At 36.8% G+C, this 12,539-nt stretch carries 11 protein-coding genes; 9 read left to right on the top strand and 2 right to left on the bottom strand.

Annotated elements, in window-relative coordinates; all coding sequences use genetic code 11:
• The first annotated feature begins 20 nt into the window (after nt 1-20).
• The 4 genes from GLP24_RS07105 to GLP24_RS07090 all read left to right on the top strand — a co-directional run bounded on the left by GLP24_RS07105 (nt 21) and on the right by GLP24_RS07090 (nt 3,969).
• Nucleotides 21-740: a (Fe-S)-binding protein gene (locus tag GLP24_RS07105; RefSeq protein ID WP_101766968.1), complete on the top strand. Its 720-nt coding sequence runs from the start codon at nt 21-23 to the stop codon at nt 738-740.
• A 12-nt stretch (nt 741-752) separates the two neighbouring features.
• A complete protein-coding gene (locus GLP24_RS07100; RefSeq protein ID WP_232577164.1) occupies nt 753-2,168 on the top strand; it encodes a LutB/LldF family L-lactate oxidation iron-sulfur protein in 1,416 nt (471 codons plus the stop codon).
• Nucleotides 2,169-2,179: 11 nt separating this feature from the next.
• Nucleotides 2,180-2,923 carry a LutC/YkgG family protein gene (locus GLP24_RS07095; protein WP_101766970.1) on the top strand — a complete coding sequence of 248 codons (744 nt, stop codon included), beginning with the start codon at nt 2,180-2,182 and terminating at the stop codon, nt 2,921-2,923.
• 143 nt (nt 2,924-3,066) lie between these two features.
• Entirely contained in the window at nt 3,067-3,969 is a 903-nt protein-coding gene (locus GLP24_RS07090) for a LysR family transcriptional regulator (protein ID WP_101766971.1), read from the top strand.
• Here GLP24_RS07090 and mlc read toward each other — a convergent pair.
• Nucleotides 3,966-5,180 (bottom strand): sugar metabolism global transcriptional regulator Mlc, encoded by a 1,215-nt coding sequence (gene mlc, locus GLP24_RS07085; RefSeq protein WP_101766972.1) that lies wholly within the window; start codon nt 5,178-5,180, stop codon nt 3,966-3,968. The genes GLP24_RS07090 and mlc overlap by 4 nt on opposite strands.
• Nucleotides 5,181-5,453: 273 nt before the next feature.
• Here mlc and queE point away from each other — a divergent pair, with 273 nt between their 5' ends.
• From queE to GLP24_RS07060, 5 genes are all read left to right on the top strand, one after another.
• Nucleotides 5,454-6,134 carry a 7-carboxy-7-deazaguanine synthase QueE gene (gene queE, locus GLP24_RS07080; RefSeq protein WP_232578438.1) on the top strand — a complete coding sequence of 227 codons (681 nt, stop codon included), beginning with the start codon at nt 5,454-5,456 and terminating at the stop codon, nt 6,132-6,134.
• A gap of 263 nt (nt 6,135-6,397) precedes the next feature.
• Entirely contained in the window at nt 6,398-7,798 is a 1,401-nt protein-coding gene (asnS, locus tag GLP24_RS07075) for an asparagine--tRNA ligase (protein WP_152652796.1), read from the top strand.
• Between the two features lie 196 nt (nt 7,799-7,994).
• Nucleotides 7,995-9,296: a GGDEF domain-containing protein gene (locus GLP24_RS07070; protein WP_232577162.1), complete on the top strand. Its 1,302-nt coding sequence runs from the start codon at nt 7,995-7,997 to the stop codon at nt 9,294-9,296.
• A gap of 170 nt (nt 9,297-9,466) precedes the next feature.
• On the top strand, nt 9,467-10,753 hold the full coding sequence (locus tag GLP24_RS07065; RefSeq protein WP_232615773.1) for a GGDEF domain-containing protein: 1,287 nt from the start codon (nt 9,467-9,469) through the stop codon (nt 10,751-10,753).
• Between the two features lie 176 nt (nt 10,754-10,929).
• Nucleotides 10,930-12,120 carry an amino acid aminotransferase gene (locus tag GLP24_RS07060; protein WP_152652799.1) on the top strand — a complete coding sequence of 397 codons (1,191 nt, stop codon included), beginning with the start codon at nt 10,930-10,932 and terminating at the stop codon, nt 12,118-12,120.
• Between the two features lie 77 nt (nt 12,121-12,197).
• Here the strand turns inward: GLP24_RS07060 and GLP24_RS07055 are convergent, their stop codons facing one another.
• A complete protein-coding gene (locus tag GLP24_RS07055; protein WP_101766977.1) occupies nt 12,198-12,503 on the bottom strand; it encodes a hypothetical protein in 306 nt (101 codons plus the stop codon).
• Between the last annotated feature and the right edge of the window lie 36 nt (nt 12,504-12,539).

The following is a 12,539-nucleotide window of genomic DNA, read 5'->3' as shown; positions in this document are numbered from 1 at the left end:
TACGCCATTGGAGCAATAAAATGAAGGTAAACTTTTTTGTCACTTGTCTTGGCGATACCGTAAAAGCAGAAGTTGCTAAAAAGACGGTACAACTGCTTGAGCAATTAGAGTGTGAAGTGATTTTTCCTGAACGCCAAGGGTGTTGTGGTCAACCTGCATTAAATAGTGGTTATATCGAAAAAAGCAAGCCTGCAATGAAAAGCATGATCGAAGCTTTTGAAATTAATGATTACCCTATTGTGACACCTGCAGGTTCATGTGCTGCTTCTGTGAAGAAATACCCACATTATTTAGAAGATGAACCTGAATGGGCAGCCCGCGCACAAAAAGTCGCAGACCGCTTATTTGAGCTAACCCAATTTATCGTTCGTCAACTAGGTGTAACAAACGTAGGTGCACGTCTTAAAGGTAAAGGGGTTTACCATCCGTCTTGTAGTCTTATTCGTAAATTAGGCGTGCGTGAAGAGCCACTTATTTTACTTAATAATGTTGAAGGCCTTGAGCTCTTACCTATTGATAACCAAGAAACATGTTGCGGTTTTGGCGGTACTTTCTCTGTTAAAATGTCTGAAATTTCAGGTGAAATGGTAACAGAAAAAGTACAACACATTAGCGCAGTTAAACCTGACTTCTTAATTGGTGCCGATATTAGTTGTTTATTAAATATTGGTGGTCGTATTAGCCGTGAAGGTCAACCTATTAAAGTAATGCACATTGTTGATGTGCTGATGAGTCGTTAAGAGGTCATTATTATGTCAATGAAAACTAGCAACGTTAAATTTAAAGATCGTATTCATCTAAAAATGAAAGACGAATCTATGCGTGCCGCCGTTGCCAACGCACAAGAACGTATGTTTAAAAGCCGTGCAGTTGCTGCTGAAAAACTCGGTAACTGGGAAGAATGGCGTGAAATGGGCATGGACATTCGTAACCATGTACTTGAAAACCTTGATTACTACTTACAACAGCTGAGTGAAAATGTAGAAAAAAATGGTGGTCATGTTTTCTTTGCCTCAACCGCAGAAGATGCAACCAACTACATCGAAACGATTGTAAAGAAAAAGAACGCTAAAAAAATCGTAAAATCTAAATCAATGGTGACTGAAGAAATCGGCATGAACCAGATGATCCAACGCAATAATTGCGAAATCATCGAAACCGATTTAGGCGAATATATTTTACAAGTCGATGATTGTGATGCTCCATCACACATTGTTGTGCCTGCATTACATAAAAACCGCACTCAAATTCGCGAAGTGTTCAAAGAAAAGCTCGGTTATGATGGATCATCTGATCCTGAAGCCATGACCCGCTTTGTCCGTGAGCATATTCGCCATGACTTCCTTGAAGCCGAAATTGGTATTACAGGTTGTAACTTTGCGATTGCAGAATCAGGTACCATCACTTTAGTTACAAATGAAGGTAACGCGCGTCTAGCCACCAGCCTACCCAAAACACATATTGCCGTCATGGGTATGGAGCGTATCGTTCCGACCTTTGAAGAGTTTGATATTATGGCAAGCCTATTATGCCGTAGTGCTGTTGGTCTGCCACTAACGGGTTATGTTACTGCGCTAACAGGTCCTCGTGAAGGCGATAACTGTGATGGTCCTGAAGAATTCCACCTCGTTATTGTTGATAATGGTCGTTCAAAAATTCTAGGCTCAGAATTCCGTCCTATTCTACGCTGTATTCGCTGTGCGGCTTGTGTTAACACTTGCCCTGCTTACCGTCATATCGGTGGTCAATCTTACGGTTCAATCTACTCAGGTCCAATTGGTGCGGTATTATCACCATTACTGGGTGGCTATGAAGATTTTAAAGACCTACCCAATGCATGTAGCTTATGTCGTGCTTGTCATGATGTGTGTCCAGTAAAAATTCCATTGTCTGATCTATTGCTAAAACACCGCCAAATTATGGGTGAAGAAAAAATCACAGCGCCATCAGAACGTGCTGCAATCACAGGTTTTAACTTTGTTAATTCCCACCCTTTCATCTGGGATAAAACAGTTAAAATCGGTGCAATTATGGCTGGTAAACTGATTAAAGATGGCAAACTACCGTTTAAAGTAGGTTTGCTTAACGCATGGACACAAACTCGTGATTTACCAACACCAACAGGTCAATCATTCCGTAGCTGGTTTAAAAACAGAGATGACAAATAAGGGGCTTCCGCATGTCAGAGCAACGCATTTTTAACCGCGATAGTTTCCTTGATAATATCGCAAAACAACTTGGTCGTGATCGCATTACAACACCGGTAGTACGACCAAACTTAAAATATAACTGCCACAAAGAAGTCTTTGCTGATAAAAGCCAAGATGAATTAAAAGCTATTTTAGTTGACTACACAGAAACAACATTAGCCTCTCAGGCGGTTGTTACAACGAAAGATAAGCTAACAGAAACATTACGTAATGTATGTTTCCACTATTGCACCGATGATGGCGAAGGCCTAAATCCTATCGGCGAAACTATATTTACCGCAGATAATCGTCTGTTAGATATAGTAAATCCGAAAGATTTAGCGGAAAAGCAACATGGCGTCTACATTTGGGATCATAGTGCTGGCTACGAAGCTAATATTGCAGTTGCAGAAAGAGCTAAAGTCGGCGTAGTATTCGCAGAACAAGCATTAGCTGAATCAGGTACAATGGTACTTTACAGCCAAGCAGCACAAGGTCGAGTAGTAAGTTTACTCCCTGAAGCGTCGGTTTTTATTGTACCTAAAAGCAATCTTGTTCCTCGCTTAACTCAAGCGACAGAATTATTACATCAAAAAGCACAGAATGGTGAACGTATTCCATCATGTGTGAATTTCATTTCAGGTCCTAGTTCGACTGCAGATATCGAACTGATCAAAGTTGTTGGTGTGCATGGGCCCGTCTTTGCCACCTACATCATTATTGATGATATGTAATTTTACCTATCACCAATAGTGATAAACAAACTAGCAGGATGCTAGTGGTTAAGCACTTAAACGGGAATATGAAAAAACGCAGTTATCGGACTGCGTTTTTTTTCGCGTATAATTCGCTATAATTTCACTCTTGGAATATTGACATGCCAGCTATTGATGATCTCGTTCTTTTTACTCAAGTTATTGAATATGGTTCATTCAGTAAAGTTGCTGACCTCAATAACATAACCAAATCTGTTGTCAGTAAACGTATCAGTAAACTTGAAACCAGCTTAGGGTTACAACTTATTTATCGTACTACCCGTAAGCTAACACTGACTGAACCGGGTGAAGTGCTTTATCATCGAGCCAAAAGTATCAGTAATATAGCGCAAACGGCCTTTGATTCAGTAACGGGTTATAGTGAAGCACTATCAGGTAAAATTCGCATGTCAGTCCCAACGATTTCAGGTGAATTGGTTCTGGCTAACGCTGTCTCAACCTTTTGTCAAAAACACCCTGGTTTAACCGTTGATATGTCACTTAATAATCATTTTGTCGATTTAGTCGCTGATAACTATGATCTAGTGATCCGCACCGGATCTCTAGAAGATTCAAGTCTTATTGCACGTCATATTTTTAATTCTCGTTGGGTTATCTGTGCTTCACCGGCTTACTTTGAACAACATGGCGTACCAGAAACACCAAAGGCTCTTAATAGTCATAATTGCCTAGGTTATAACCCACAAAGCTCAGGCCCTTTTGACTGGCAATTTATCCGTCAAAATAAAATTTATACTCATAAAGTCAGTGGTAACTTTTCATCAGATAACGCCGCAGCATTAAAAAAAGTCACGCTGGCCGGTAATGGTATTGCTTACTTACCAACCTGTTTAGTTTATAACGAATTACAACAAGGCCAATTAGTTGAAGTCTTAGCCTCGCATGCGGGAAAAGTGGTCGGTATTTATGCGGTTTATCCTTATACCCGCAAACCTGCAAAACGGATTCAAGCGCTTATTGAACATATTCGAGAAAGCTATATGGAAATTAAAGAGCAATTTTAACCATCAATTAATTTCATTAGTAAATGGCCATCATAAAGGGCTTGTTTTACCAAGGCAGCACCAGGCATGGTTGCTTGGGTATAAAAACAACTTTCTTGAAGTTCAAGATCTCGATTATAAATAGGCAATGTTTGGGAAATAATACACTCCATAATCGCGGGGTATAACACAGATTTGGCGCGATTAAATTCTCCACCAATTAAAATACGTTGGGGATTAAACAAGTTCACCATAATTGCTATCGCCTGACCCAGATGGTGTCCCAGATCAATGATAATTTGACAAGCAAGGGAATCACCAGCCACCGCAGCATCACAAATAGCCTCAATGGTCAGGGTTGATGCTGTTAATACCGAAGAATGCCCTTCTTGTAAAAGGGTTAAGGTTTGATCTAAAACAGCAGTTAAACTTGCTACCGTTTCTAAACAACCATGATTACCGCAAAAACAGCGCTTACCATAAGGTTTAATTTGAATATGACCGAGTTCACCAATATTACCTGTACGACCTTGAAGCACCGTATCATCTAAAATAATACCCGCCCCAACACCATGATGCACTGACACCAAAATAGAATTTGATATACCACGTGAATTACCAAATAGCTTTTCAGCTAATGCCCATGAACGAGTGTCATTACCAACAAAAACAGGTAATCCAGTTGCCTGATGAATAATATCGCTTAACGGTAAGTTTTTAATAGTGTAATGCGGCATTTGTAAAACAATCCCGTCAATAGCATTGACCAATCCAGGCAGTGAAATTGCTATTGCTGAAATACGATCAATAGCACTGACATGATTAGCAAAAAATGCATTAATTTCAGCCAATAATTTAGCAACCACATCATCTTGTTGTACTTGCTGAATATTTTGGCGTTCCTCAATAATAATATCACCACTTAATGAGTGCAAAGCGATAGTTAAATAACCACGCCCTAATCGAATCGACAAAAATTGCCAGCCTTCATTAGCAGGAACAAGCCCAATAGCGGGTCGTCCACGGCTAGTAGTTTCTTGATATTGAGTCTCTTTTATCAAATGTGCTTCAATTAATTCACGCGTGATCTTAGTAATACTAGCTGGCGCTAATTGACTACGTTTAGATAATTCAATGCGTGAAATAGGTCCGTACAGGTCAATAAGTTTATATACGCTCCCGGCATTATTTCTTTTTATATGATCAATATGACCTGGCTGAGCGACATACATGTCGATACTCCTAGAGGAAAAACAGTAATAAATATCATTTGTTTTTCAATTTTTTTACTTTGCGAACTAATTGTGAAGTCTCTTGTACTCAGGACGTGACCGCCGTCACGAGGAATCCCTAAAGACTTCCGCTTTCGCTTCTGACATAATAATAAATCGGCATTTCGCTGAGTATAATTTCAATTAGTAAATTTAATCTCTTCCGTGCTTTAGCCTGGTATCACTCACTAGTGACACCTAAATTATACTGGCACAAAGTAGCGATATGAGAATATGAGGTTTTACGTGTACAAAATTAATGAAGTCTTCGAAACCATTCAAGGTGAAGGTGTATTCACTGGTGTTCCTGCTATTTTTATTCGTTTACAAGTTTGCCCGGTTGGTTGTTCATGGTGTGATACCAAACAAACATGGACAGCAGAGCCAGAAAATTTAGTCAGCATTGAACGTATCATAGTAAAAACAGAAGACTCACCACTTTGGACACAACTTGACGCTGATGGCATTGTTAAGCTATTAATTGATCAAGGCTACACGGCTAAACACGTCGTCATTACGGGTGGTGAACCTTGTATTTATGACTTACGACCACTAACCGCAGCATTAGAAGCTGCAGGCTTTAATTGCCAAATTGAAACCAGTGGTACCTCAGAGATTTTAACCAGTGACCAAACCTGGGTTACGGTATCACCTAAAATCAATATGAAAGCAAAATTACCCGTATTAACGTCAGCTTTAGTACGTGCTAATGAAATCAAACATCCCGTTGGTACTCATAAAGATATTGAGCAATTAGACGCTTTGTTAGCTACGGCAAAACTACGTAACGATGTTACAATAGCCCTACAGCCTATCAGTCAAAAGCCACGTTCAACTGAACTATGTATCGAAACCTGTATTACTCGTAATTGGCGTTTATCAATCCAAACCCATAAATATTTAGCCATCGCTTAGCATCAACCACTTTCGTGGCACCGTATTACGCTAGAGAATAACAAGGCAATGATAAGACTTAATTTACTTATCATTGCCAAAATGATCATTTCTTAACCAACCTTATGTGTAAATTCCCACTTTCCAACATCAATTTATCAATCTAATGAGATCAATGCTTGATGCTTGACGTAAGAAAGGTAATATTACTTATACAACGATATCTTTAAGCACGTAATACTTTAATTCCAAAGTGAAGTGCCTAAACGGAGAATGACTTAAACATGACTTACGCGCCTGTAACAGACGTATTAAGCGGTAAGCTAGCAATTGACAGTGAAATTACTGTTCGAGGCTGGATCCGTTCACGTCGTGATTCCAAAGCTGGAATTTCTTTCCTTGCCATTTATGACGGCTCTTGTTTCGACCCGATTCAGGCCGTGGTCTCTAATGAGTTAAATAATTACCAGGAAGATGTACTTAAATTAACAACAGGTTGCTCTGTTGAAGTCACTGGTACTATTGTAGCCTCTCCAGCTAAAGGTCAAGATTTTGAGATCGCAGCAACAGCCGTTAAAGTTGTTGGTTGGGTAGAAGATGCTGAAACATACCCAATGGCAAAAACACGTCACTCTATTGAGTATTTACGTGAAGTTGCACACCTACGCCCACGTACTAACGTAATTGGTGCTGTTGCTCGTGTTCGTAACTGCCTGTCTCAAGCTATTCACCGCTTCTATCACGAACAAGGCTTCATTTGGATGTCTGCACCACTTATCACAGCGTCTGACTGTGAAGGTGCTGGTGAAATGTTCCGTGTGTCTACGCTAGATATGGCAAACTTGCCAATGACAGACAAAGGCGAAGTGGATTTTGACAAAGACTTCTTTGGCAAAGAAACATTCCTAACGGTATCTGGTCAATTAAATGCTGAAACTTATGCTTGTGCTTTAAGTAAAGTATACACATTTGGTCCAACATTCCGTGCTGAAAACTCAAACACCAGTCGTCACCTAGCAGAGTTCTGGATGGTTGAGCCTGAAGTTGCTTTTGCTGATCTTGATGACGTAGCAAAACTAGCTGAAAATATGTTGAAATATGTATTTAAAGCAGCTCTTGAAGAGCGTCGTGACGATCTTGAATTCTTTGCTTCTCGCATTGATAAAGACGTTATTACTCGTCTAGAGCAATTTGTAACGTCTGATTTTGCACAAGTAGACTACACTGATGCAATCAAGATTCTTCAAGATTCTGGTCATCAGTTTGAGAACGATGTTGAGTGGGGCATTGATATGTCTTCTGAGCACGAGCGTTTCCTTGCTGAGCAACACTTCAAAGCACCAGTAATTGTGAAGAACTATCCAAAAGACATCAAAGCGTTCTACATGCGTATGAACGAAGATGGTAAGACTGTTGCAGCAATGGATGTACTTGCACCGGGTATCGGTGAAATCATCGGTGGTTCACAACGTGAAGAGCGTCTAGAACAACTTGATGCACGTATGATTGAGATGGGTTTAAACCCTGAGAGTATGGGCTGGTACCGCGATTTACGTCGTTATGGTTCAGTACCACACTCAGGTTTTGGTCTAGGCTTTGAACGTCTAGTCTCTTACGTAACGGGTATGAGCAACATCCGTGACGTAATTCCATTCCCACGTACACCACGTTCTGCAAACTTCTAAATACTCAGTGTAATTAGTCGTAATAAAAACCATCTTCGGATGGTTTTTTTCTTTCAATTCAGTTTGAAATACAAAACACCCTATCTACATTTACACTTAATTCCTAATAAAAATTTATAAAGATTGTATTAATACTACAAATAGATTAAATTAATTAAGAACATTCACGAAAAGAATAGATTTAACAAAATATCCCATGAAAAAAAAACATAAGGATACTAATAAGCATCCCATTCTCGTATTGAAAACATTTGTCTTACTTCTTTTCGTATTCTCTAGTCTTTATCTTATTTATAATATTTATCATCTTGAAAAATTCAACCAACGCTATATTGCTCGAATTCAAGATGTATATTCATATACCCGTAGATTTGGTTCATATTACAATAATACTCCAGAAGAATATAAAGCAGAGAATCATTATAAAACAAATAATGTCTCATTAATTGTTAACACCGCCAGTAAAGTCAAGACTCTCTCTAGCGGTATAGCAAAATTACGGTCGCAATTAAATCGGCTTACAAATAATAATATATGGACAATTGCCGTATTTGAAAACCCTGCGGATTACGCACATTTTGACCCTATTAGACCTGAGTATTTAACTCAGTTTGATAAATATGGTGAAAATTCAGTCATGCACCGTATCGTTCAACGGGAAGGCCTTGATAACACTTATCAATCATTTTATGGATGTAATATCAAACTAACAGAAAGTTATGTTGAAACTGGTTCACATACCCAAATCAGAACCCTTTACTACCCTATTTATAATAATAAACATCTTGATGCCTTAGTCGCAATTGATATAAAAAACAACATTCTTACTAAATGCTTACAACATTATAATGCTAATTACTTAACTGTGCTCAATTCTAATAAAAAAGGTAATATTTATAATATAGAAGAATTATTACCTTGTTCAAAATTAAATCCAATCAATATTGGTATTAATTTATTTTCTATTTTAAAAATGGTTTTTTTACCTGCTTTAATATTAAGCTTTTTATCTAGCTATTTCAAAACCTGCCTTATTAAAAAAAAGTATGCTATTCAGCGTGATCATATGACCAATTTTTATCGTCGTGATTATTATGAAAAAAAATTATTAAAACAACATGCTTTTAATATATTAATTATCGATATTGACAATTTTAAAAAAATAAATGATACCTATGGTCATGAAATGGGTGATGATGTAATACGTCATATTGCAAAACGCATTAATAGTTGCATTCATAAAAAAGATATTCCAATTCGTTGGGGTGGTGAAGAATTTATTATTTATTTTCCTGAAATGAATCATCAACAATTACATTTTAAAGCAAAAAAAATATGTCAATCAATCGCATCTACACCTATATTAAGTCTTAGTATTACAGTGTCAATTGGTGGTGTATCAAATACAAATATGCACTTTAACGATGCTTATAAAGCGGCAGACAAAGCCCTCTATCATTCAAAAAATAATGGTAGAAATCAATACACTATTGCCTGAAAAATAAGAGTAAACCAAAGAATCTATGTTGATCCCTACCCAGTAAATACTCAAGAGGAATTTATTGCCATCAATGAAAATAATTTATGGTTAAGATGTGTATTTTTCACTTTAATCTGTAAAAGGAATATATAGAATACACCGTCACGTTCTAATATCTATGGATAGTAATGATTATAACTGTAAATTGTTTTTTTAAAAAAACATTAATCAATTTAAAGCTTTTTACTTTATTTTTTATAATCTGTTCTAGTGCATATTTTATTTATAATATATACCATATTGAAAAATTACAAAATATAAACATTACTACATTAAATAATATTTATTCTACCGCTCGTCGTTTCGGTTCATTTTATAATAATACGGATACAGTAGCCTTAGATAAAGGGATAAATGTTTTTAATGGCGTTTCAGTCGTTGTAAATACGCAAACAAATGTTAAAAGATTATCTACAGGTATCAAGAAATTACATAAAAACATAAATAGAATAACTAATAATCATATATGGACAGTTGCTGTTTTTGAAACAGCATCAGATTATTCACACTTTTCCCCTCTTAGACCAGCTTATTTAAAAGGCTATGATAATATAACTATTAATACTATCGTTAAAAATGAATCCTTAATGGATACTTATCGTTCATTTTATGGCTGTAATATAAAATTAACCGATACATATAAAGAACCAGGAACAAATAAAATAATTCGTACCATTTATTATCCTATTTATAATAATAAAAAATTAGATTCTTTATTAGCAATAGATATTAACAACTCAATATTTAATAACATATTAACTGAATTTAATAAAACAGAAATGACAATTATTAGTATGGGAAATAATAACATTTACAACACAAGTGAATTATTACCATGCTCAACAGTTGATCCGATTAACTTAGGACTTAATATTTATACGCTATTAAAGGCAACATTTTTACCCTCTCTTTTATTAATGTTCCTATATCATTCTTTAACACAACTTATTGCTAATAAAAACTTTATCTTACGTCATGATCAAATGACACGTTTTTATCGTCGTGACTACTATGAAGAAAAATTACTTAGTCAGCAGAAATTTAATTTTCTTATTATAGATATTGACCACTTTAAGAGTGTCAATGATAATTATGGCCATGAAATTGGCGATGAAGTGATTCGTGCTGTGACTAAACGTATTAGTAATTGCATTCGTAAACAAGATATCGCGATTCGTTGGGGTGGGGAAGAATTTATAGTGTCATTTTCTGACATGAATAAAAAACAATTAGTAATAAAAGCACAAAAAATATGTGATTCCATTTCTCGATCTCCTATATTAGATATTAATATTACTATCTCTATTGGGGGAATTTGTGCAACTAATATACATTTTAATGACGCTTATAAAGCCGCAGATCTAGCTCTTTATCATTCTAAAAATAATGGTCGCAATCAAGTAACCATTGTTTAGAGAGTAATTGAATAGATTTTATACAAACGACCCACTGCTATTGAACTTATGATTATAGACATACAATAAAAAAACATAATTATAAATTCATAAATTTGTTACACCCTCTTGTCAAACTTCTATCACTAAGGGTATAAATAGAGACATAACTCTTTAACTACCCATGGATGATCGATATGTTTGAAAAGATTACAGCAGCACCCGCAGACCCTATTCTCGGTTTAACAGACGAATTTAAAGCTGATCCTAGAACACATAAAATTAACCTCGGCGTGGGTATTTATAAAAACGAAGCAGGCAACACGCCTGTTTTAGCCACCGTAAAAAAAGCAGAAGCTATTCTATTAGCACAAGAAACAACAAAATCTTATCTGGGCATTCCTGGCACCCCTGAATATGGCCTAGCAGTGCAACAACTACTTTTTGGTGCTGATTCTACACTTATTGCAGAAAAACGAATCCAAACAGCACAAGCACCTGGAGGCACTGGTGCATTACGCGTTGCGGCTGAATTTATTAAACGTCAGTTAGGCGATGTTACTGTTTGGATCAGTAATCCTACATGGGCAAACCATCACGGTGTCTTTGGTGCCGCTGGTTTAGAGACTAAAACTTATGGTTATTACAACGCTCAAGTTAAGGATATTGATTTTGATGCAACTATCGCTGATTTAAACCAAGCAAATGCAGGCGATGTCGTCTTATTCCACGGCTGTTGTCATAACCCAACAGGTATTGATCCAACCAATCAACAATGGCAAACACTTGCAAAACTCTGCCTAGAGAAAGATTTGCTACCAATGTTTGACTTTGCTTACCAAGGTTTTGCTCAAGGTGTCGAGGAAGATGCACAAGGGCTACGAATTTTTGCTGATCAAATGCCAGAACTGCTTGTTGCAAGTTCATTCTCTAAAAACTTCGGTCTATACAACGAACGTGTTGGTGCCTTTACTTTAGTTGCAAAAAATACTGAACAAGCAACAATATCTTTCAGCCAAGTAAAATCCATTGCTCGTGTTATTTATTCAAATCCCCCAGCTCATGGTGCGGCTATTGTGACACAGATTCTAAACGACACTGTATTGCGAGCTGAATGGGAGCAAGAAGTCACCGAAATGCGCGATCGTATTCAAGAAATGCGCGTATTATTTGTCGCCACACTAAAACAATGTGGTGTTAATACAGACTTTAGTTTTATTGAACGTCAAAATGGTATGTTCTCTTTTTCTGGCCTCAATCAAGATCAAGTAAAGCGTTTAAAAGATGAGTTTGCTATCTATATAGTTGGTTCTGGCCGTATCAGTGTTGCAGGTATGACAAAATCAAATATGCTGCCGCTTTGTAAAGGTATTGCTGCTGTTTTATAATCTTATAAAATAAAACAGACAACCATAAAAAAGAGGATAATCATCCTCTTTTTTTGACGGTTATAATACAAATAGTATTAACCTGATTTATTCAATGGTAATACATTACAATAAAGATCATATTCATAATGCTTCTCTAATTGCTTACGCCAAGGCCGCTCTGATATAGGTATAAGATAAAACATTTCTCTTGTTGTATCTGTTACAAATGCCATTCCATGCCGCATAACTTCATAATGTATATCGTGAATATAACCAAGAGAAAAATTTCGCCTCCCTGTTAACGTATTAATATCTTCACGGCTAAGGGATACTCCCTGTGTTTCATCTGCAAATCGTTCAAGTAACCAACCAGAAAATTCCTTTGCACTTATCATCGTCATAAGATCAATTTCTCCGAATACTTTGTACTCCCTGAG

This window comes from Photobacterium carnosum (assembly GCF_021236965.1).
Taxonomy (GTDB): domain Bacteria; phylum Pseudomonadota; class Gammaproteobacteria; order Enterobacterales; family Vibrionaceae; genus Photobacterium; species Photobacterium carnosum.
Note: the sequence above shows the minus strand (reverse complement) of the source record. Positions and strands in the feature narration are given on the sequence as shown.